At 69.7% G+C, this 22,089-nt stretch carries 18 protein-coding genes and 1 pseudogene; 7 read left to right on the top strand and 12 right to left on the bottom strand.

Going from position 1 to position 22,089, the window contains the following annotated elements:
- Positions 1–10 precede the first annotated feature (10 nt).
- The 4 genes from P3H15_RS04955 to mshC all read left to right on the top strand — a co-directional run bounded on the left by P3H15_RS04955 (position 11) and on the right by mshC (position 3,558).
- Positions 11–709, top strand: coding sequence for a histidine phosphatase family protein (locus tag P3H15_RS04955; RefSeq protein WP_072941784.1), 699 nt, complete (start codon positions 11–13; stop codon positions 707–709).
- 128 nt (positions 710–837) lie between these two features.
- Positions 838–1,431, top strand: a complete 594-nt coding sequence (locus P3H15_RS04960) for a DUF3090 domain-containing protein (protein ID WP_185724242.1) — start codon at positions 838–840, stop codon at positions 1,429–1,431.
- 3 nt (positions 1,432–1,434) lie between these two features.
- Entirely contained in the window at positions 1,435–2,238 is an 804-nt protein-coding gene (locus P3H15_RS04965; protein ID WP_276136219.1) for an SCO1664 family protein, read from the top strand.
- Positions 2,239–2,310: 72 nt separating this feature from the next.
- Positions 2,311–3,558, top strand: coding sequence for a cysteine--1-D-myo-inosityl 2-amino-2-deoxy-alpha-D-glucopyranoside ligase (gene mshC / locus P3H15_RS04970; RefSeq protein ID WP_276136220.1), 1,248 nt, complete (start codon positions 2,311–2,313; stop codon positions 3,556–3,558).
- A gap of 39 nt (positions 3,559–3,597) precedes the next feature.
- Here mshC and P3H15_RS04975 read toward each other — a convergent pair whose 3' ends face one another.
- The 6 genes from P3H15_RS04975 to P3H15_RS05000 all read right to left on the bottom strand — a co-directional run bounded on the left by P3H15_RS04975 (position 3,598) and on the right by P3H15_RS05000 (position 14,245).
- Positions 3,598–7,755, bottom strand: a complete 4,158-nt coding sequence (locus P3H15_RS04975) for a TIGR02680 family protein (protein WP_276136221.1) — start codon at positions 7,753–7,755, stop codon at positions 3,598–3,600.
- Complete coding sequence (locus P3H15_RS04980) at positions 7,752–9,143, bottom strand: TIGR02678 family protein (RefSeq protein WP_276136222.1); 1,392 nt, start codon at positions 9,141–9,143, stop codon at positions 7,752–7,754. Before P3H15_RS04980 ends, P3H15_RS04975 begins: the two co-directional genes overlap by 4 nt.
- On the bottom strand, positions 9,140–10,591 hold the full coding sequence (locus P3H15_RS04985) for a TIGR02677 family protein (protein ID WP_346348756.1): 1,452 nt from the start codon (positions 10,589–10,591) through the stop codon (positions 9,140–9,142). Before P3H15_RS04985 ends, P3H15_RS04980 begins: the two co-directional genes overlap by 4 nt.
- 187 nt (positions 10,592–10,778) lie before the next feature.
- On the bottom strand, positions 10,779–11,936 hold the full coding sequence (locus tag P3H15_RS04990) for a hypothetical protein (RefSeq protein ID WP_276136223.1): 1,158 nt from the start codon (positions 11,934–11,936) through the stop codon (positions 10,779–10,781).
- A 182-nt stretch (positions 11,937–12,118) separates the two neighbouring features.
- On the bottom strand, positions 12,119–13,240 hold the full coding sequence (locus P3H15_RS04995; protein WP_276136224.1) for a helix-turn-helix domain-containing protein: 1,122 nt from the start codon (positions 13,238–13,240) through the stop codon (positions 12,119–12,121).
- 153 nt (positions 13,241–13,393) lie between these two features.
- On the bottom strand, positions 13,394–14,245 hold the full coding sequence (locus P3H15_RS05000; RefSeq protein WP_276136225.1) for a trans-aconitate 2-methyltransferase: 852 nt from the start codon (positions 14,243–14,245) through the stop codon (positions 13,394–13,396).
- A gap of 48 nt (positions 14,246–14,293) precedes the next feature.
- On the opposite strand from P3H15_RS05000, the gene P3H15_RS05005 reads away from it, so the two are divergent.
- Positions 14,294–14,875, top strand: a complete 582-nt coding sequence (locus P3H15_RS05005) for a helix-turn-helix domain-containing protein (RefSeq protein ID WP_276136226.1) — start codon at positions 14,294–14,296, stop codon at positions 14,873–14,875.
- Between the two features lie 11 nt (positions 14,876–14,886).
- Positions 14,887–15,099, top strand: a complete 213-nt coding sequence (locus tag P3H15_RS05010; protein ID WP_276136227.1) for a hypothetical protein — start codon at positions 14,887–14,889, stop codon at positions 15,097–15,099.
- 18 nt (positions 15,100–15,117) lie between these two features.
- Here P3H15_RS05010 and P3H15_RS05015 read toward each other — a convergent pair whose 3' ends face one another.
- Positions 15,118–15,423 carry a helix-turn-helix domain-containing protein gene (locus P3H15_RS05015; protein WP_346348757.1) on the bottom strand — a complete coding sequence of 102 codons (306 nt, stop codon included), beginning with the start codon at positions 15,421–15,423 and terminating at the stop codon, positions 15,118–15,120.
- Between the two features lie 88 nt (positions 15,424–15,511).
- Positions 15,512–15,787: pseudogene (locus P3H15_RS55475) on the bottom strand (DUF6597 domain-containing transcriptional factor); the annotation flags it as partial.
- Positions 15,788–15,852: 65 nt separating this feature from the next.
- On the opposite strand from P3H15_RS55475, the gene P3H15_RS05020 reads away from it, so the two are divergent.
- Positions 15,853–16,293: a DUF3224 domain-containing protein gene (locus P3H15_RS05020; RefSeq protein ID WP_276136228.1), complete on the top strand. Its 441-nt coding sequence runs from the start codon at positions 15,853–15,855 to the stop codon at positions 16,291–16,293.
- On the opposite strand, the gene P3H15_RS05025 is transcribed toward P3H15_RS05020, so the two are convergent.
- The 4 genes from P3H15_RS05025 to nirB all read right to left on the bottom strand — a co-directional run bounded on the left by P3H15_RS05025 (position 16,278) and on the right by nirB (position 22,088).
- Positions 16,278–16,865 (bottom strand): carboxymuconolactone decarboxylase family protein, encoded by a 588-nt coding sequence (locus tag P3H15_RS05025; RefSeq protein ID WP_276136229.1) that lies wholly within the window; start codon positions 16,863–16,865, stop codon positions 16,278–16,280. The two genes, P3H15_RS05020 and P3H15_RS05025, sit on opposite strands and share 16 nt — an antisense overlap.
- Before the next feature lie 93 nt (positions 16,866–16,958).
- Complete coding sequence (locus P3H15_RS05030; RefSeq protein ID WP_276136230.1) at positions 16,959–19,145, bottom strand: acyltransferase family protein; 2,187 nt, start codon at positions 19,143–19,145, stop codon at positions 16,959–16,961.
- A 124-nt stretch (positions 19,146–19,269) separates the two neighbouring features.
- A complete protein-coding gene (locus P3H15_RS05035; protein WP_276136231.1) occupies positions 19,270–19,596 on the bottom strand; it encodes a Rieske 2Fe-2S domain-containing protein in 327 nt (108 codons plus the stop codon).
- Positions 19,593–22,088 (bottom strand): nitrite reductase large subunit NirB, encoded by a 2,496-nt coding sequence (nirB, locus tag P3H15_RS05040; protein ID WP_276136232.1) that lies wholly within the window; start codon positions 22,086–22,088, stop codon positions 19,593–19,595. Before nirB ends, P3H15_RS05035 begins: the two co-directional genes overlap by 4 nt.
- Position 22,089 lies beyond the last annotated feature (1 nt).

The following is a 22,089-nucleotide window of genomic DNA, read 5'->3' on the forward strand; positions in this document are numbered from 1 at the left end:
GGCTGGGCCAATGACAGTTGTGCTGTTGCGCCACGGGCGGTCGACCTCGAACACTGCGCACACGCTTGCCGGCCGGTCACCGGGAGTCGAACTCGACGACCGCGGCCGCGAGCAGGCGCAGGCGATCGTGGCCCGGCTCGCCGACGTGGTGATCGAGGAGATCGTGCACTCACCGCTTCTGCGGTGCGAGCAGACGGTGGCACCGCTCGCCCGGGCACGGGGCCTGACCCCGGTCGTGGAACATCGGCTGGTCGAGGTCGACTACGGCGAGTGGACGGGTCGCGAGCTGAAGGTCCTGCTCGAGGAGCCGCTGTGGAAGATCGTGCAGCAGCACGCGTCCGCCGCCGTGTTCCCCGGCGGAGAAGGGCTCGCCCAGGTCCAGGCGCGGGCCGTCGCCGCGGTCCGGGAGCACGACGCCCGGCTCGCGGAACTCCACGGCCGCGACGTCGTGTGGGTGGCCTGCTCGCACGGTGACGTCATCAAGTCGGTCCTCGCGGACGCCCTCGGCGCGCACCTCGACGGATTCCAGCGGATCGTCGCGGAACCCGCCTCCATCAGTGTCGTCCGGTACACCTCCACCCGCCCCTACGTGCTGAAGATGAACGACACCGGGGCCGATCTGTCGGGGGTGAACGTGCCACCGGCGTCGGGAGACGGCGCCCGGGCCGAAGTATCCGGATCGGTGCCGGGAGGGGAGGTCCGGTTGTGATGATTGGGCGGACACCGCCGGTAACGATTGACGGATAATGAACGCAGCATGCTGCGAGGAACAGTCCGAGACGGAACAACGAGTGGGCAGCGCCGCAGTAGGGCCCGGCTCCAGCTGAAGGAGGTGCAATGTCACGCGCAATTCACGTATTCCGCACTCCTGACCGATTCATTGCCGGGACGGTGGGCGAACCCGGCGACAGGTCGTTCTATCTCCAGGCAGTACACGAGGCGCGAGTGATCAGCGTCCTGCTGGAGAAACAGCAGGTACAGGTCCTGGCCGACCGGATGGGACTTCTCCTCGAGGAAGTGCACCGCAGGTTCGGCACGGAGGTTCCCCCGGAAGGGGCCGAGCTCGACGACTCCAGCCCCCTCGTCACCCCGATCGACGCCGAGTTCCGGGTCGGCACGATGGGCCTGGGCTGGGACGCGGACGCCGGAGCCGTCGTCGTGGAACTGCTGGCCGTCAGTGAGACGGAATTCGACGAGTCCGTCGTGCTCGACGACTCCGAGGACGGACCGGACGCCGTGCGCGTCTTCCTCACCCCGCTGCAGGCGAGGGACTTCTCCCTGCGGTCCGAGCGGGTCATCGCCGCTGGTCGCGCACCGTGCCCGCTGTGCGGCGAGCCGCTCGCCCCGGAGGGGCACATCTGCATCCGCACCAACGGGTACCGCCGCGGCCAGAGCTTCGGACTCACCCCGGAAATGGACGAGGAGGACTGACGGTTGCGGCCCGAGGAGTCCGATCCCCTGGAGTCCGGCGAGCTGACCCTCATCGGCCAGATCACCCACGCCAGTAACGCCACCCTGGTCTGCGACGCGGCCGCGGGTGAGAACACCGTCCGCTGCGTGTACAAACCGGTCCGCGGGGAACGTCCGCTGTGGGACTTCCCGGACGGCACGCTCGCCGGACGTGAGTACGCGTCGTATCTCGTGTCCGAGCAGCTCGGGTGGGGTGTGATTCCCCGCACTCTCCTGCGGGACGGTCCGTTCGGCCCGGGGATGGTGCAGCGGTGGGTCGACACCCCGGACCGGCACGCCGACGACACCGGCGGTCTCGACCTGGTCGACATCTGCGCGCCCGACGCCGTCCCCGAGGGGTGGTTCGAGATCCTGCGCGCCACCGACATGGACGGCGAACCGGTCGCGCTGATTCACGCGGACGACCCGCGGCTGCAGCGGATGGCCGTCCTCGACGTGCTGATCAACAACGCCGACCGCAAGGGCGGCCACGCGCTCGAGGGTCTCGACGGTTCCGTCTACGGCGTCGACCACGGCATCTGCCTGCACACGGAGAACAAACTGCGGACCGTGCTGTGGGGGTGGGCCGGGACGGAGGTGCCGGGCGCCCTCGTCGTCGACATCGCCGAACTGATCTCCTCACTCGAGGGCGACTTCGGCGCGCGGCTCGGCGAGCACATCACGTCCGGCGAGGTGGCCGCGCTGTACGAACGCGCCGTGGACCTTCTCGCCGCACCCGTGATGCCCCGGCCGAACGGTCACCGGCCCATCCCGTGGCCCGCGTTCTGAGCGACCCGTTCGGAGCCCGGCGGGCGGCGGCTCCCTCCGAGGCGGAAACGCGGGTCCATTAGGCTCGCTGTCATGCAGTCTTGGTCCGAAACCGCTGTCCCGTCCGTTCCAGGCCAGGGGCCTCCGCTGCGGTTGTTCGACACCGCCGACCGGCAGGTCCGCCCCGTCACTCCCGGGCGCACGGCCACGATGTACGTGTGCGGTATCACCCCCTACGACGCGACCCACCTCGGTCACGCCGCCACGTACCTGACGTTCGATCTGGTGAACCGGATCTGGCGTGACGCCGGGCACGACGTGCACTACGTCCAGAACGTCACCGACGTGGACGACCCGCTGTTCGAGCGCGCCAACCGCGACGGTGAGGACTGGGTCGTCCTCGGCATGCGCGAGACGGCACTGTTCCGCGAAGACATGGAAGCCCTCCGGGTGATTCCCCCGCGCGACTACATCGGCGCGGTGGAATCGATCGGCGAAGTGATCGAGATGGTCGAGAAGTTCGTCGCGTCCGGCGCCGCCTACGTCGTCGACGACGCCGAATTCCCCGACGTGTACTTCCGCGCAGACGCGACGGAGCAGTTCGGGTACGAGTCCGGCTACGACCGCGCGACGATGGACAAGTTCTTCGCCGAACGCGGCGGCGACCCCGACCGCCCCGGCAAGCAGAATCCCCTCGACGCGCTGGTGTGGCGTGCGGCCCGGCCGGGTGAGCCGTCCTGGCCGTCGCCGTTCGGTCCCGGGCGTCCCGGCTGGCACATCGAGTGCTCGGCCATCGCCCTCAACCGCATCGGTTCGGGTTTCGACGTCCAGGGCGGCGGCAGCGACCTGATCTTCCCGCACCACGAGTACTCCGCGGCGCACGCCGAGTCGGCCACCGGGGATCGCCGCTTCGCGCGCCACTACGTGCACACCGGAATGATCGGTCTCGACGGCGAGAAGATGTCGAAGAGCCGCGGCAACCTCGTGTTCGTGTCGAAACTGCGCGGCGAGGGTGTCGACCCGGCCGCCATCCGCCTCGGACTGCTGTCCGGGCACTACCGGCAGGACCGTCCGTGGACCGAGCAGGTTCTCGCCGACGCCCACACCCGGCTCCAGTTGTGGAAGGATGCCGCCGCACTCGAGTCGGCGCAGTCCGCCACCGACACGATCGCCCGGCTGCGCCAGCATCTCGCGGACGACCTCGACACCCCGAAGGCGCTCGACGCCCTCGACGGCTGGGCCCGCCGCGCCCTCGACAACGGTGGTTCCGACACGAACGCGCCGAGCGAATTCGCCGCGGCTGTGGATGCCCTTCTCGGTGTGCGGCTTCGCCGCCCGTGAGTACTTGTTAACCGCCCGCGGTTAACAAGTACTCACGGGTCAGGCGAACTCGAGGGCGCCCTCCGCGGGCGTCGGGACGCGCCGGCGCAGGGGCGAACCGAGCGCCTGCGCCAGGTCGGTGCCGTCGTGTTCGGCGAGTAGCTCACCGTCGGACCACACGAGGAGGGTGGCGCTGACGCTCTGCTCGGCCGTCGAGTGCGCCAGATCGTAGTGCGCGCAGCCCGGCACGCCGCCGTACGTGATCCACAGGTCGAACCCGGTCATGAACAGGTCGAGGTCGAATTGCACGCTGAGGCCGAGCAGTTCGGCCCGGCCGTTGTCGTCGACGCCGGCGAACGCCTCGTCCAGCGCCAGCAGTCGCGGGGCGTGTGGGTCGGCGGAGTCGAGCATGACGTGCGCCGCGGCGAACAGCGGCAGGTGCAGTGAGACGGACTGCTCGCCACCGGAGAGTGCGCTGTGCCGGGCGACCGTCAGCCTGTCCTCGTTGCCGTTCCCGCTGATCAGGGTGAACGAGAACACCCGCCACCGCCGGTAGTCGAGGGCGGACGCCAGGATCTCCGGGTACGACCGCTCCGGGTGGGCGGCGCGGGCGGTCCTGATCTGGTGGGCGAAGTGTGCGCGCATCGTGGCGAGTTCGTCCGGGCCCAGCGCCGACGTGTCGCGCTCGAGCAGTTTGGAGATGGCCTTCGCGCTGTCGTCGAGGTTGTCGGCGAGCACCCAGTGGACGCCGATGGTGTTGCCGGACGACATCCGCCGCTCCCGCATCTCGGTGCCCATCCGGGCGATGAGTTCGCGGGCGTCGACGGTGCGTTCGTGGATCTGCTGGGCGAGACCGGTGAGCAGCGCGTCCTCCAGGATGCGGCGTTCGGATTCGGTGAGCAGCAGTTCCTGATCGGAGCGCGCGGACGCGATACGGGCGGCGAACTCGCCGATCGACGAGTAACCCTCGTCGTCCTGCACCTGCACGACCGTCAGGCCGTCGGGCGCGTCCCACTGCAGCCGGTAGTCCTGGCCGGCGGCCGCGAGTTGCGCGTCGAAGTCCTGCAGCGCGGTGGTGAGTGCCGTCCGCGTCGACTTGCGTGCCGAGTCGCTGACCCGCACCGATTCGGTCGCGCCGTCCAATGCGCGGAACAGCGCGTCCACTTCGGGCGGCAGGATCGGGGTGTCCTGGTCGGCGTTCTGGATGCGGTACACCAGCTGTTCGGCACTCATCCACGCCGCCGTGCTGGCCGGCCAGGTGTGGCCGCCGTCGACGCCGAGGAGTTCGAGCAGGTCGCGCCGGGCGTACGGCGCGAGGTGGGCGGCGTCGGCGTGGGTTTCGGTGAGCGCCAGCCGGAGCGTCTGGACGGCGGTGTTGTACGCGCCCTCGGCCTTACCGATGGCCTCGCCCGCATCCTTGTCTGCCTTGCGGGCGTCGCGCTGTTCCTTCTTGCACGCCTCGATCCGCGCGTGCGCCTCCTCGAGTTGGCGGTCCAGTTGCTCGGCCCCGGCACCCAGTGTGTCGCGGAGCGTCTCGAGACGCTGGATCTGTTGCGCGAGTACCTCTTCGGCGACGGCGGCCTCCTCCGCGAATTCCTCCGCGTTGCCGCGCGCCTCGTGCAGCCGGTCCTCGGACTGGCGCGTGTGCTCCATCTCCTTGCCGTGGTCGCGCCTGCACCGCTGCACCATCTCGCCCTGCTTCTCGAAATGCCGCACGGCCGCGGCGAGCGAGTCGATCTCGCGAGCGACGTGGGGAGTCCGGTGCGTGGATGCGGTGGCCCGGAGTTGCTTTTCCTTCGCGGACAGGTCGGCGATGGCCTGGTCGAGTTCGCGGCCGACGGCGGTCGCGGTGTCGGTGCGGCTGCGGAGCGCGCCTGCCGATTCGGTGACCTTCTTCAGCGCGGTGAGGATCGATCCGGTGCGGGGCAGAGCCTGTGCGGCCGCGGTCGTCCGTGTCAGCAGCGCTGCTGCCGCATCCGCGGACGCCCGGGTGTCGTCGAGCCGCGCCCGGGTTTCCTCGAGCGTCCGGTCGAGTTCGGTGAGTCGGGCGGCGCGCCTGCGGGCCCGCGCGGTGGTTCCGATGTACTCCGCGTCCGATTTCGTGTGCCGTCCGCGCTGGATCCCCTGGCGATAGGCCCCGTCCCCGGCGACGCCCACCGGACCCTCGGCAACGTCGAGGGATTCGAGAACGATGGATTCGAGGATTGCGCGCACGCGCTCGTCGGGGACACCGGTGTCCTGCTCGACGTCGAGAACGTCGGCGAGGGTCCTGCCGGTGGGCCGATCCTCGGCGGGGAGGGCCACGAGGAATTGTTCGGATTCGACGTCGGGGAGCGCGTCGTCGACGGTGACCCAGCCGTCGAGGAGATTCGCGGCCTCCAGTGCGGCCTCGATTCCCGCCGCGACCGCGGCGTCGACGCCGTCGGCGAACCGGACCAGACGCCAGAGCGGCGCACCGGTCAGCCCGGACCGCGCGTCGTGCCTGCCTGCCGGGAGCGGTGGGGCGTCGTCGTGCTCGGATTCGATTGCCGCGCGCGCCGATTCGTATTCTGCGATCGCCTCGGCCGCGGCGGCGGCGTCGCGGTCGTACTGCTGACGACGCAGCCGGAGTGCGTCGACGGCGTCCGTGGTCTGCTCCGTCAGCGTCTCCGACAGGGTGGCGGCGTCGTCGTCGCCGATCCCCCGGAGGGCGGTGTCCAGCGCGTCGAACAGCGCAGCGGGCGCCTCGATCTCGGCGTAGAGGGACGACTGTTCCGTCCACCAGGAGCGGAGTTCGGTGGCGCATCGGCTGCGGGCCGATTCGACCGCGGTCTCGGCTTCGAGGACGGCCACCGTCGCGGTGTCGAGTTGTTCCTGGCCACGACGTGCCGCGTCGTCGGCGCGGGTCCGCTCGGTGGCGGCCTTCTCGACGGTGGCGAGCGCGGCCCGGACCGCGCGCAGGTCGCCGTCGCGTTCCTCGGCGTGCCCGCGCAGCGCCGCGGTCAACTGGTCGGCGCGCGCGTCGTCGGGGAGTGCGGTCCAGGTGATTCCGGCGTCCTCGGCGGCGACGTGAAGTTCGTCTTCGGCGTGGGCGAGCGCCTCGACGGCGTGAGTGACGGCGTCGCCCGCCTTCTCGTGCTCCTCGGACCGCTGTTCGAGGGTCGCCTTGGCCTTGCGTGCCTTCTCGGCCTGCAGTTCCGTCGACTTCTCGAGCGTCGACACGGCCTGCGCCAGGTCGTCGAGTTGCGTCCGCCCCTCGTAGGCGGTCGACCGCTTCAGTGCGTCCAGGGTGGCGTTGGCCTGGTCGAGTGCGCGGTCGGCGGCGGTGAAGCGTTCTTCGGCGGCCTCCCGGCTCGCCTGGCTGCGCGCCCGGTCGGCTGCCGCCCCGTGGAGGGCGGTGATGCCGGACCGCACCGCGTCGAGACGGGTCGCGAGTTGGTCGACGTCCGTACGCGCCTGCTGGCGAAGGTATTTCGCGTACACGCCGACAAAGCTCTGCGCCGCCTGGTCCGCCGCCGCGAGCCCCTCGAGCGCCCGGCCGACCTCTTCCATGTCGCTGAACGAGCGCGCCGCCTCGAGGACGAGTTGTTCGTCGAGGGGGCGCAGACCGTCCGTGAGTGCCTGCGACAGTCCCTTGGGGTCGAGGTTCTTCGCGAGCTGGGGGCGGCGCAGCGTGAGGATGAGGTTGATCAGCTGGTCGTAGCGCTGGACACCGAGCCCGAACATCCGGGCGTCGATGGCGGCGCGGTAGTCGAGCGGCCGGTCCGTGATGGAGTCGGTGCCGATCTGCTCGCCGAGTTGCTTCTTCGTGAGCGGACGGTCGTCGGTGCCGAGCAGGGAGAAATCGACGCCGACCCGGCCGTCGGCCACGAAGTACCAGCGCGTGACCTTGTCGTTGGTGCGGGAGGCGCGCATGCCGATGCCCACGGTGACGGCCTCGGGGTCGTCCTTCGCGCCGCGGCAGAACTCCATCCACACGTACGAGTACGCGCTCTCCTGCCCGCGGTACAGGAGATTCGACTTCATGGTCCGTTCCTCGCCGGCGAACGGGTTGAGGCGCCGCGGTTCGATCCTGCCGTCGAAGACGAACGGGAACAGCACTTCGAGCGCCTTGGTTTTGCCGGAACCGTTGGGGCCACGAAGAACGAGGCGGCCGTCGGCGAAGGAGAACTCCTGATCCCGGTAGTCCCAGAGGTTGATGATCCCGGCTCGGGTGGGCCGGAAACGCGCACTCGTCATGCTGTGATGTCCTCGCTGTCGTTCGCTGAGCTCTGGAACAGGTCGATCTCCGGTGTGCGGTCGCGGATCGTGACCACCACACCGCGGTAGCGGGCGAGCGCCGGGAGCGCGAGCACGCCACCCGGCACCGCGGCGGTGAGGCGCAGCCGCTCGAGCAGCGCCAGAGCGGCGCGTCCCAGGCCGTCGGGGTCGGCCTGCCACCCGGCGGCGAACGTGCGCCCGAATCTGTCGGTCAGGGTCCGGACGGTGTCGGTGATCCACTGGTCCTCGACGACCGGGAAGAGCCGGTCGGCGGGGGCCGGCTCCTCGGGTTCGACCCCGTCGTGGCCTGCCAGGCTGTCGAAGATCCCGGACTGCGGAATCGCGCTGTCGACCTGTTCGACCAGGTCCTCGGACCGGCCCCGCGGCAGCGGCATCCGGGCCGTCTCCGGCGTGTCGGGATCCAGGACACGATCGGCGATCTCCCCCGCGAGCAGCAGCGCGACCTGCGCGACCGTTCCCGTCCCGGGGAACCGGACGTCGGAGAGCCGCCCGGACGAGTCGATCATCGCGACGCCCTCCTCGCGCCGTTCCGCGACCAGTCCGGTGAGCAACTCGACATCGGCTGCGGTGCGGGGGAGCGCGAGCTGCACCAGTTCCTGATCGTCCAGATCGGCGGCGTAGACGACGGGCCGTTCGACGAGAGCGCGCCGGACCCGCCGCGCCGTCTCCTTCACGTCGACAGTCCGGGACGTCCCGAACTCCGTTTCGTCGTCGGTCATCGAGTCCGCGCCGGCGAGCAGACCGCGGATGGAGCGGAGGTGCTGCAGCGCGCGCGGCGGCCGGAACAGGGCGATGACGACGGACCGGTCGATGTCGTAGAGCGCTTCGCCCGCATCGGGATTGGCGGCCCAGCCGCCCGCGTCACCGTCGGCGAGGGCGATCGCGCCTCGGGCCGCGAGCCAGCCGACGGCGTCGACGAACGCGTCCCGGTCGGACGCGCGTTCGGTGGACAGGTCCACCCCGTCGACCTGCGCGGCGTCGGCGGCGACGTGATCGGCGAGTTCGGACAGAGTGATCTGGTTGCCGGCGCGACCCAATGCGGCCAGCGCCAGCGCGAGGTAGGCGTAGCGGTACCGGTCGAACGTGCGGTCGGTGGCTGTCTTGGCCGGGGTCCCGGCGTCGAGTCGGTCGCTGACGGTGAACAGTCGGGCGGTCGTCTCGGTGACCTCGAGCCGGTACCCGAAGAGCGTCATCAGATCTTCGCGTAGTTCGGTGGCCCACCGGCGGAGCAGGGGAAGCGCGATGCGATCCGGATAGGTCTGGGTCACCAGATGATTCGACAGGATGACGCGGGCGGCGCGCTGATACGAATCGAGGGCGAGCGGTGAGATCTCCCGTGCCTTCACCGAACGCTCACCTGCAGTCCGTCGAGGTGCAGACGTCCTCGGGCGGTGCGCACGACCGTCGATTCGCTGTGCGGGCTGAGGGTGAGCTTCACGCCGTTCTCCGATCCGGTGCTGCTCTGGACGCGGCCGCTGACCGGTACCCGGGCCGTCAGTGCGGCGTTGAGCAGGCTCAGCAGCACGTCGGTTTCGGCCTCGTCGAGTTCCCGCTCGTAGACTCCGCCCCGGGCCAGCGACTGGGCGGCGGCCGCGCGATGTCGTTGTGCGGTCAGCTGTTCCTCACGCAGGCGACGCACGCTGCCCTCGTTGCGCTGCACCCGCGCGGGCAGACCGGGGGACGGCGGACGTCCGGTCTCGGCCAGCGTGCGGGAGATCTCCACGGGCTGCGCCTCCCACCACGACCGGGTGTCGGGGATGATGTCGGCGTCCGGATGGACCATCGAGAGGTGGCGCGGACGCCCGAGGTCGAACACGGCCTGGAACAGCGCGTGCGCGGCGTCCTCGTTCGGAGTCGCGGCGAACCAGCCTGCGAGGTGCCGCAATTGGCTCTCCCTGCTGACGCCGCCCTTGCGGGTCTCGGTGACGCGGCGCAACAGCGACAGGACGGCGGCGATGGCGCTCATCGTGCCCTCGCGCAGGCGTTCCGCCTCGCTCGGACCCGCCTCGCTCCCGACGAACCAGTGCGTCAAACCGGCCCACCGGGCGCGCCAATCGGCTTCGCGCTCTTCGACGTCGAGGAACACCCGCTCGTCGCTGGCGGCGGCCCGCGCTACCATCGCCTCGACACCGGTGTCTTCCACGAGCGCGATGGCCGCGGCGAGTTTCGGCGCATACCGCGACAGGTCGGAGCTGAACTCGCGCATGTGGGTGAGGAGAGCGTCCTTGTGGGACATGAACGTCTCCGGGGTGATCTCCGTGGTGCGGACGAGATCGCCCAGGGTCAGATAGAACTGGGCCGCGCGTCCGGCCATGTCGGACAGCGTTACATCGAGTCGGTTGAGTTTCCGGTACACCAGATCGTTGTCGGCGGCGCGATTCGCCGCGGCCAGGTCGTTCATGTCGGCGAGGAGGTCGGGGAGCGCCAGCCGGGACAGCGACGCGTCGTCGAGCCGGGCCGCGAGTGCGTCCTCGACGGCCCGGAACACCTGGTAGCCGGCCTGACTGAACTGGTACACGAAGTGCCGGTTCCGATATTCGGCGAGTGTCGCGGCGCGCGTTCCGTCGTAACTGCGTTCGAGCACTTCCCAGACGTGGAGTTGCTCGAGCAGGGGAGTGACGTCTCCGGCGCCGAGTTGCCCGGCCGGGTCGTCCCCGGCGAGGCCGTCCAGGATGCGGGCGACGTCGCCCGCGTGGAGCAGCACGATGTAGTTGGCGCGGGCGTGATCGAAGGCCCTCAGCACCCACAGGTACTCCGCCCGCTTCTCCGCGGTGGCGAAGGCGAACAGTTTCAGCCGGTCGTCCCGGAGCGGGGGAGCGACCGCCGGACGCGCGGCGCGCAGCCCCGACGGGGACCGACCTGGATCGCTGCCTGATTCACTCACCGTGACAGGTTATGCGGTCGTACAGCGGTCGAGCGAACGCCGTGCCGACCTGCACCCCTCACCCCACCACGACACCGACGACAGAGAGGCGGGGCGATCAGAGGACGAACAGCACGAAGACGATCGCGACCAGCACGAGCGCCAGCCCGACCGCTGCGGCGACGAGCCAGGACGCCCGGGACGCACTGTCGGAATCTTCCCCGGACTGCGCGACGGCGCGCGGTTCCGGCGGCGTCGCGACCGCCGTTCCGCCCGACACTCGCGCGGGGGAGGCGCCCACCGCTGCGGCGGACGCAGGGTTCTGCGTGCGTGTGGCGGCCCGGTTCGGGGTTGCGGACGTCGACGGCACGGGCTCGCCGACGACGGCGTCGATCACCTCGGTGACGTCGTACGACGGTGGCAGGCCGATCGGGGTCACCTTGTGGGTGGTCGGATTGAACCCGGCGGCGCGGATGGCGGCACCGAGCGCCGAGGTCTGCTCGGGGCCCGGGCCGACGACGCACCGGACGTCGAATTTCTCGCCGATCGTGGCCGCGAATCCGTGAACGGCCGCGGAGTCCCTCGCGATCAGGCCGTCGCCCGTGACGACCACGGCGTCGAGGTTGCTGGGCAGCCAGCCGAACGCACCGAGAGCGGTCGCGATCTGGGCCGTCGGGGAGCCCCCCGAGGAGAACCGGAACGCCTTGCCTGCCTCGACACCCGAGCGAATCAGCGCGACCGTCGATCCGGTGTCGTCGACGTGATAGATGCCGACCAACTGCCCGGGGCGCTCGGCGATCTCGGATTCGAACCAGGCCGCGGCGGCTTCGGCGTCCGAGACCAGGGACAGATATGACATGTCGGCGTAGTCGAGCGCGTCGCGGAGCGCTGCGACGGCGGCAGAGTCCCAGCGGGTCGGATAGGTGGCCATGATGTCGGGGGCGCCACCCGTTCGCCCGCCGTGGTCGGGGAGAGGTTCGCACTCGCGGAGCAGGCATCGCATCGCACCCGCGACCAGGTCTTCTGCGCGGTACCGCGATCCGTCGCCCACCGCGACGCCGGCCGGGTCGCCGACGCGGGGAAGGAACCCCGACACGGTGTGGGTATCTCCGATCGTGTGCGGCGCCGATCCGCCGAGAAGTGCGGTGCCGTCCGGGCACATGTGCAAGACGGTGTCGCGGACGATGACGACCGGATCCGGGGATCCTGGATCGTTCGACGCCACCACCGCGGTGGACACGACACTGCCGATCCTGAGCCCGACTCCCATGGACATGCAAGAACCCCTATTCGTGTTGCGAACGGATTGCGACTTCCGTCAGGCCCGCCCGACTCGGTCGGTGAGGCCACAAGATGTACATCCTGCTACCCGAGGGTGCTTGTGCGCGCCATCACGCGCGGCGTGGCGTGGTCGTATTGCACACACTCGGGGAGTTTCCGCCTGCGACGAGTGATCGGTCAGGTCACCGTGGGTGCGCCGAGGGTCGTTCTCCACTCGGTCACGTTCTCGGTCATCCAGCTGAGGAGATGCTCTGCTTCCTGCGGATGGCGGCCGGTGCCGGCGAGGAGATCCGCGAAGGCCTGTGCCGGGGCGACCAGGCGGACGTCGTCGCGGAACAGGGTGCGTTCGAAGACCGCGGCCGACCGGGGAGTGGCGACGAGGACGTTGGCACCCTGATCGACGGGACGTAGTTCGAGAGCGCCAGCCAGCGCCTCGGCGTTGTCGGCGTAGATCCGCACCTGGTGCGCCGGCGCGTACTCGACGAACGCTGCTGCGGCGAGCGAGCCTGTCACCGCGTAGAGATGGTCGGAGACCTTCCCGAGTTTCGCGACGAACGACTGCACTCCCTCGGGTGCGAAGTAGGCGACGGTGGGGCAGTCCTCGAAGCTGGAGTCGCTGCTCCAGGCGCGCAGCATCTGCTGCCACCGAACACTGGTGATGGGGCCGCGGGGCAGCCGCTCGAGGAGATCGCGTTCCTGCAGGGTCTCCACCACCCGATAGGTCGCGCCGGTGGACGCGCCGGACAGCCGGACGAGTTCCGGGACCGTCAGCTGACCCGAGTGATCGGCGAGGGCACGCACGACCCGTGCGGCGGGATCGCCGGTCAGCTGGGCGGCCGGACGGCCGGGCCCACGCCACGGGTCGGCGTCCGCGCCCCGGTCTCGCACCCAGATGGCGGGCCGGTCCGCCGACAGAGAGGTGTTGCCCGTCGCGTCCGCGTAGGACAGACCCCTGGCGTCGAGTTGGCGGCGAACGGGTTCGGAAAGATAACGGGCGCAGACGAATCCGCGATCGGATCCGGACAGTCCGTCGGCGAACCGGGCGGCGTCCCCCGCGAGCACCCCGCGGGCGGGGATGACGGAGAAGGACGCCACCTCGCCGCCCGGGGCGCCGACCAGCAACCGTTCCGGCGCGTCGGCGAGGGAGCGGGACTTTCCGGACGTCAACGACCAGCCGTGGGGGAGTGCGGACTGGAGGGTCGCGATCGCCCGGCGGTAGAGATCGATGTCGCGTTCCGGCTTGGGGAACGGGACCTTGGGCTCGCTGCCGGCGAACTCGGGGTTCTCCTGATTCGGCACTTCGCCAGTCTACTCAATCGGTCCGAGACGGAACCGCGAAAAAGACCGAATTCAGGGGTTCCGTTCCGTACGTTGCCGAGCATGCAGATCCCGCCGATCCTCACCACCGCGCAACACCCGTTCGAAAACTCGGACAAGGGCACGCACGCGATTTCAGGGGCGTCGGGCGGTCCAGGCGGTCCTGCTGCCGCGGACCATCAGGTCGCCGCGGTGCAGGACACTGTCCGGGTTGTCCTCCGAGAGAAGACGATCGAGAGTGTCGCGGTCGTCGGCGGCCAGTTGTCCGTCGAGGGCGGAGCGAACACGGCTCAGAAAGGTGTGTGCGTAGCGTCCGGTGCTGGGTGGGGCGGGGGTTGCCCCGCTGGTGACATTGCGCTCCTCGACGTCCACGAAACCGGCTCGCTCCACGTGGGCCCGCCAGTTCGGGTGCGCGTTCCAGTCCATCCGCGCCAAGGCCTCGTGGCAGCGCGACTCCAGCCCCGGGCGGCCCATGCCGAGGTTGTCGGGCAGGAGGCGGGGCAGGGCGTCCATCTCGACGACCACCAGCACGCCGTCGGGGTTCAGTGCGGCGTACATGTCGCGCAGCACCCGGTCGGGGTCGGCGACCTCGTGCAACGAGGAGGCCGCCCATACGACATCCGCGGCCTCGACTGCGGGCCAGCCGGCATCCAGATCGGCGTGCACGACGCTCACCCGGTCGGCCAGGCCCTGCCCGCCCGCGGCTGTGCGGACGCGCTCGAGCATCACCTCCGACCTGTCGATCGCGACCACCTCGGCCGCGGGGAACCGCCGAGCCAGCGTCAGGCTGCCGACGCCCGTTCCCGCGCCCACGTCGACGACCCGGCGCGGCGTCTCCCCGACGCGCCTTTCGGCCCACTCGGCCACCTGATCCAGATAGGAGCCGAAGATCTCGGCGTCCAGGTCGAGGAGATCCGGCAGAGCGGCTTCGTGCGCGGGTGTGTGCTCGCCGTGGTGGTGGGCGTGGTGATGCGAATGCTGTGTCATGACGTCAAGGCTAGCCACGTTCTGCTCTATACGCATACACTCTTGCGTATGACGCAAGAACTCGGATTGGACGGTGTGATCCGGCAGCGCATCCGGGGCCTAAGGCTGGCCCGAGGCTGGTCCCTCGACGCGCTCGCCGCCCGCTGCTTCCTCAGCCCGTCCACGCTGAGCCGCATCGAGACGGGCCACCGCAGGATCGCCCTCGACCAACTGGTTCCGATCGCGCGGGCTCTCGGCACCACGCTCGATCAGCTCGTCGAGTCCGTCGACGACGAGGACGTGGTGATCCGGCCGATGCCCGAACAGACGCGAGGCCTCACGACCTGGCTCCTGTCCCGCGAACGTGCCCTCCACGGCGCGACCGTGGCGAAGATGCGCATCACCTCCGAACGCCCCGCCGGCCCGGAACACGTCTGTGTGCACCCCGGTCACGAGTGGTTCACCGTCCTGTCGGGGACGGCCCGCCTGCAACTGGGGGAGCGGACCATCCTGATCGAAGCCGGTGCCGCAGCGGAGTTCTCGACCATGGTGCCGCACTCCATCGGCGCCCACGACGGTCCGGTGGAGATCCTCACGATCTTCGACCACGACGGGGAGCGTGCACACCTGCACGCCGACCACAACGAGTAGAAAGGACGGACATGTCGACTTCCGACACAGCGGGCGAGACGGAATTCCCGGCGAGTATGGGGAAGGTCTCCCGTCGTGAGCTCGCGTCCCACGGCTACACGCGTTTCGATCAACTGACGACGGTCACTGCCACGGATCTGTTGAAGATCCACGGCGTCGGACCGAAAGCGATCCGGATCCTCGAGGAGGAACTCGCCGCGCGGGGACTCGGATTCGCCGGCTGAGCAGCGGAGCCGGACGCGCTACAGCAGGCCGTTCGCGCGCTGGTAGGTGGCAGGCGGTGTGCCGACGACCTGGGTGAAGACCCGGGTCAGGTGGGCCTGGTCGCTGAACCCCAATTCGTAGGCGAGCGCGGACCAGTCGATCCTCTCGCCCGAGTGGGCGGCGGCGGCCGCGTCGAGGATGCGAAACCGCTGGATCACCCACTTCGGGCCGATGCCGACGTATTCGGTGAACAGCCGTTGCAGGGTGCGCAGGCTGCAGCCGGCGTGCGCGGCGAGCTGGTCTGCGCGGACGAAGTCCCGGCGGCGCTGGGCGCCGCCGACCAGGGCCGTGGTCCCGTCCGGGCTGGACGGTTCCCGAGATCGCGCCGAGACTGCTCTTCAGCAGAGGCCGGAACCCGCCGGCGTGGAAGGCGGCTCCCAGCACGTGGCCGTGTCCCGTCAACGTCCGGTAGAACGGCGACCGGGAGATCCCGTGCACCAGCAACTGTCCGTCCTCGGCGGCGACGTGAACGCGCGGCTGAGGAACCACCTGCTGCCGATGGGGCTTCGGCACCGACCACCTCACCAGCCAGTGGTAGTCGACGAACTCGGCCAAATCTGCTCGGGGAGCGACTCGTTCGACCTCGAAACCGGGTGCGTCGGCGGTCGGGCGGACGATCGCCTCGGGATGTCCTGACACATTCGGCACTCGCTCATCCTAGTGTCGCGAATGTTCAAGAGCGCCACGCCGCCGCGTACCTAGAGTCTCCTGACATGAGCTACTCACACACTGCACGAAGCACATTCACCATCGCCGCGTGGTCGGAATCGGTGATCACCGACATCGACGGCGAAGGTACGACCGCCGGCGACACCTACTACCCCGCACGCGGCGCCACGCGAGCGGCCGTCGACTATTCGTACTCCGGCGACATCGAGGGAACGAGCACCGTGGCCTACCTCATCGCGTACAAGGCCGATGCCGCCCCGGTGCTCGGCCTCGAGCGCTTCGAGGGCTCGATCGGCGGGCACGACGGAACGTGCGTGTTCCAGCACCTCAGCAGCCAGGACCAGGGTTCCGTGTCGGCACGGATCGAGGTGGTGCCGGGCATGGGCACGGGCGGCCTGACCGACCTGCGTGGCAGCGCGGACCTGTCCATCGCCGGACCCGGCGAGGGCGGCTACGAACTCGTCCTGTCCTACGACATCGGCTGAGTACGGGTCGTCGAACGTGCGCTCAGCGGCTTCAGGCCACACGACGCCGCGAGGCCCTGCGACTCGATGCCGAACGCGGTGTTGGAGCGGGTCATGAAGTTCGTCAGTGCGATGAATGCGGTCAGTTCCACCATCGCGGCCGGGCCGAGTGCCTTCAGTAACCGGGCCGACAGTTCGTCGGTGACCGTCGGCGGGGTCAGCGTCATCGCCTCGGCATACTCCAGCACGTCCCGCTCCAACGGGGTGAAGACGTCCGACTCGCGCCACCGGGGCACCTCGCGTGCCTTCGTCTCGTCCAGTCCCTTGTTGTGAGCTTGGAAGTAGCCGTAGTCGAGGCAGAAGCCGCAGCCGACCATGCTCGCCACCGCCATGTGGGCGAACGATTTCAGATTCTCGTCACACCGGTCCCACTTCTGTACCTTGCGGCCCACGCTGAAGCTGAAGTTCAGCACCTTGCGGTTGTGCCACACGACCCCCACCCCGTCGGGTACGTCGCCGAGCATCTTGCGGGACATCCGCTTGACGACCGCACCGTAGATGCCGGTCAGCTCTGCCTGCGGGATCCTGGTCATGATTCCTCCTCCGGTTGGAATGTTCTCGGCATGGAGACACCGGCCACGAGCCGAATGTGACATCCGAACCGGATCTTTTTCGCCGGCCGCCCCTCAGCCCTGCGCGAGTGCGCGGTCGGCCAGCGCGGCGATCACGGGTGAGAGCGCCTGCGCGTGTTCGAGGGTCAGGTGGTTGTCGTCGCGGTACACGAGGTCGTTGCCGACAACGACCGGGCAGCGCTCGGTGGTGCAGAACAGGGTGGTGAGATCGGCGTACCCGCCGCCGCCTGCCGCGGTGGCGGTCGCCTCGGCCGCGACCCCGGCGTCGTTGACCGCGACCGCACGCGGGGGCGAGCAGGCACTCGCGTCGTCGAGGTGCGCGGACAGGCACGTCGGGACGGTCGACTGCGGATCCGGGACGGGACCGAGGACGAGGACGGCCGCACCCGTGGCCCGCAGTTCCGTGACCAGCCGCGTCAGGCTGTCGAGCCAGGGCCGGCCATAGACGCTGAAACCGAAATCGGCGCCGTACCGCCGGGACATGCTCAGCACGACCAACCGGGGCCGCTCGGCCCGCAGCCGGTCGACGATCTCGCCGCGCCACTGCTCGCACTCGGTGTATTCCCGCCCGAGGTACGGGCTGGTGATGGGAAGGTCGAGGAGTGGGCAGGTGACCTTGCCCATCGTCTCTAGCCGCCAATGATGCTGCTCGGCGGCCGCTTCGAACGCCGGGGCCCACATCGCGGCATGCGAATCCCCGACCAGCGCCACCGTCGTCGCCGACATCACGTCGCCCGATGCGCACTCGTCCTGCCCCACCTCGAGCCACGACCGCACGCAGCCGTTGACGAACACCGCAGGCTTGTCTGCCGGTGCGTCGGCGAGCGGTGGCGACAGATTCGACGGAACCGACTGCAGCCCAGCAGCGTCCGCGACCGCCGCCTGCACCTGTGCGGTCATGTCGTTCACCGCCGCGTCACGCGGATCGATTGCGGGAGTGGCCGATTCGACCGGTGCCGAGACGGTGAGGGCTGCTGCGGCGGCGCCGTGTCCGACCGGGACCGGCCGCGCCACCAGCAGCACCAGTGCCGCACAGACGGCGACGGCGGTGACGGCTCCGCCGAGGACGAGGCTGCGCGAGGCCGAGAGACGTAGCGGAGCCGCGAAGCGAACCGGGTTCTCGACCAGGGCCAGTGTGAGTCCGGCCAGACCGGCGGACACCATGACCATCGCCAGCCGATCGGTCAGATCGAGAGAGCGGCCGAGCACGATCGGCGCGAGCAGCAGTACCGGCCAGTGCCAGAGATACCAGGAATAGGACACCCGCCCGACCGCCCGCATCGGCGGCAGGGACAGGCCCCGGCCGACCCCCAGCCGCGGTGCGGCACAGCCCGCTCCGATCACCAGCACCGTGCCGAGCACCGGCAGCAGCGCGGCGGTGCCGGGGTAGGGTGTCTTCTCGCCCAGCCGAAGACAGGCGAAGACGATCAGTGCGAGGCCTGCCCAACCGGCGGCGGCGGCGACCGCAGGCGGCAGCCGCCGCCAGTGCCGAACCGACAGCGCGACCAGGCCACCGGCGGCCAGCTCCCAGGCGCGGGCGGGCAGTGAGAAGAACGCCCACGGCGGCAGCGTGCGGGTCCAGTCGAGCGAGACCGCGAACGACACTGCCGCGACCACCGCGAGGACCACCAGATACGGGGTCGTCGACGGGGCGTGGTCCGGGCCCCGGCGTCGTGTTCTGCGCCGCACGAGCCAGGCGACCCCGATGATCAGCGCAGGCCACAGCAGGTAGAACTGCTCTTCGACGCCGAGCGACCAGTAGTGCTGGAACGGTGACGGGGGCGTGTCCGCGGCCAGGTAGTCGGTGCCGTGCAGCGCCAGTCGGTAGTTGCCGACGTAGAGTGCGCTGGCGATCCCGTCACCGAGGACCGCGCGGGCCTGCAACGGAGGAAGGAGTAGGGCCGCGCCGATTGCGGTGGCCACCAGCACGACGCACCCGGCGGGCAGCAGTCGCCGGGCACGGGCGCCGTAGAACTCGGCCAGCCCCACGCGGCCGGTGGTCGCCACGTCCCGCCACAGCAGCCCGGTGATGAGAAACCCCGAGACGACGAAGAAGATGTCGACACCGGCGAATCCGCCGTCGATCCCGGGCACACCCGCGTGAAAGAACACCACGGCCAGCACCGCGACGGCCCGCAGACCTTCGATGTCCGTACGGAACACGGTTCCCACGGTCCGGTCACCGGCCTGAGGGCGGTTACCGGATCGGCCCCGTCGTTCCGAACCGGCGACGGTACTCACTCGATCAGCGATCTGTCCATGCGACGAGCCCCTTCAGCTGCAGCACTGGCCTCATGATGACAGCGGTGCCGCAGTTTTCCCGAAAGGCACGCCGTACCAGGGCAGAGCACAATCGGGCGAACTTTCACACGTGCACGACGACCGACCCGTCGCGGACCGACGCGGGGTACGTGCGGACCGAGCCCACACCCTCGGATCCGCAGGCGCCCGTGTCGAAGGCGAACGCGTACTGGTGGAGCGGGCACGTCACGCCGCCGGCGTCGATCTGCCCGTCGGCGAGGGGACCACCCTTGTGCGGACACACCGCGTCCATCGCCCGAACGGTACCGTCCGACAGCAGGAATACGGCCACCTGCCGGTTCTGCACGACGTACGTCCGGCCTTCGCCCGGTGTCAGGTCGCTGACCGGTCCCACCGCGATCTCGGAGGGACCCTCGATCAGGGCGGTCATCGGACCGGCACCTGGGGGAGCGGAAGCAGCGGGAGCGAGGGAGCGAACTGTGCGGGCGATTTCGGCGCGCTGCGCTCCTTCCAGGGATCCCGGTAGCCGTCCACCGCCGTCTGGATCCGTTCGTCCAATCCCGTCACGATGTCCTCCTCGTCTCGGACCAGTAGCGCCTGAAGATGTTCGAGCCCCACCCGCGGGACGAAGTCGTAGGTGCGTTCGAGCCATTTCGCGTTCTCGCGGTAGTACTGGATGAATCGCCCGCCGAGTTCGATCACGGCGTCCGGTGATTCGACCGTGGCCAGCAGATCGCCCTTGCGGATGTGGGCGCCGGCGGCGCCGCCGACGTAGATGTCCCAGCGGCCGTCGCCGACCGCGACCACACCGAAGTCCTTGCACAGGGCCTCCGAACAGTTGCGGGGGCAGCCGGCGACCGCGAGTTTCAGCTTCGCGGGCGTCTCCAGGCCCTGGAACCGTTCCTCGAGTGCGATGCCGAGGCTCGTCGAATCGCCGAGACCGTAGCGGCAGAAATCGGTTCCGACGCACGTCTTCACCGTGCGCATGCTCTTGCCGTACGCGAACCCGGACGGCATGTCGAGGTCGCCCCACACCTTGGGGAGGTCCTCCTTCTTGATGCCGAGCAGGTCGATGCGCTGCCCGCCGGTGACCTTGACGAGCGGCACGCCGTACTTGTCGGCCACGTCGGCGATCTTGCGGAGCTGATCCGGCGTGGTGACGCCGCCCTTCATCTGCGGGACCACCGAGAATGTGCCGTCGCGCTGGATGTTGGCATGCACGCGGTCGTTTATGAACAGTGCGCCGCGCTCGTCCACCCAGTCGGGACCCCAGATCGTGCGGAGCAGGGACGCGAGAGGCATCTTCGCGGACGCGTCCTCCTTCGCGTCCGTCGCGAGTTCGGCGAACACCCGGGACACGGCGCGGAGATCGCGTTCCCGGATGGTCGCGATGAGTTCGGGCTTGCTCATCGGGATGCACGGCACGTACCAGTCGGCGGAGGGGTCCGCCTCGAGTTCGCCGCCGGCGGCGCAGGCCACGATGTCGGCGACGAGCCCTTTGCACGACCCGCAACCCTTGCCCGCGCGGGTCTGGGCGCAGACGTCGGTGAGGGTCTTCGCGCCGGAATGGACGCAGGCCACCAGGTCGCCCTTGCTCACGCCGTTGCAGTTGCACACCTGCAGGTCGTCGGGAAGGTCGGCGACACTCGTCGCGGCGCCGGGGGCTCCGACGTCGAAGAGCATGCTGATGCGCTCCTCGGGCAGCGGCACCTTGCCGTCGAACGCCTGCGTGAGGAAGCCGGCCTTGCTGATGTCGCCCATCAGGGTGGCGCCGATCAGCTTTCCGTCCCGGACGACGAGGCTCTTGTACGTGCCGCTGCGCGGTTCGTAGTACTGGACGAAGTCGTCGTCCGCCGTCTCCGGTCCCTTGACCCCCATCGCGGCCACGTCCACCCCCGCGACCTTTAGCTGGGTGGTGGTGCGCGAACCGACGTAGGCGGCTTCCGGATCGGACCCGGTGAGAACGTCCGCGAGGATGACCGCCTGCTCCCACACCGGGGCGACCAGGCCGTACGTCTCGCCGCGGTGCTGCGCGCACTCGCCGACGGCGTACACGGAACCCTCGTCCTCGCAGCGCATCTGGTCGTCGACCACGATCCCGCGCTCGACCACCAGACCGGCCGCCCGCGCCAGTTCGGTGTTGGGCCGGATTCCCGCGGTGACGACCACCATGTCCGCGTCGAGTGTGGAGCCGTCGACGAACGACACCCCGGTCACCATGCCGGCGTCGTCGCGCAGCACGGCGGTGGTCCGCATCGAGGTGTGGACGCCGACACCGAGTTTCTCGATCTCGGCGCGCAGGACGCTGCCGCCGCGTTCGTCGAGTTGCTGGTTCATCAGGTGCCCGGGGGAGTGCACGACGTGGACGCTGAGCCCCTGCGTCCGCAGCCCGTACGCGGCCTCGAGCCCGAGCAGACCGCCGCCGATCACCACCGCGGACACGTCGTCGCGGGCCTGCGCCATCTGGAGCATGCCGTTGGTGTCGGCGATGTTGCGGAATCCGAACACCCCGCGGGCCAGGCGTCCGTCGTGCTCCCGCAACCCGTCCATGTTCGGAAAGAACGTGTTGCTTCCCGTGGCGACGATCAGCACGTCGTAGTCGACGACGCGGCCGCTCTCGCACGTGACGGTCTTCGCGAACCGGTCGAGCGCGACCGCGCGGTCACCGGCGTGGAGTTTCACACCGTTCGCCTTGTACCAGCCCATGGGGTTGAGGATCAGGTCCTCGTCGTCGACGGCCGCCTCCCCGGACAGCACGTGCGAGAGCATGATCCGGTTGTAGTTGCCGTAGGGCTCGTCGCCGATCATGGTGATCTCGAACCGCTCGCGCCCGCCGCGGTTCAGGATCTCCTCGACGGTGCGGGCGCCGGCCATACCGTTGCCGACGACCAGCAGCTTGCTCGAACTCGGTGTGTGGGCCATG

The organism is Rhodococcus sp. T2V, assembly GCF_029269925.1.
In the GTDB taxonomy this organism is placed as follows: Bacteria; Actinomycetota; Actinomycetes; order Mycobacteriales; family Mycobacteriaceae; genus Rhodococcus_F; species Rhodococcus_F koreensis.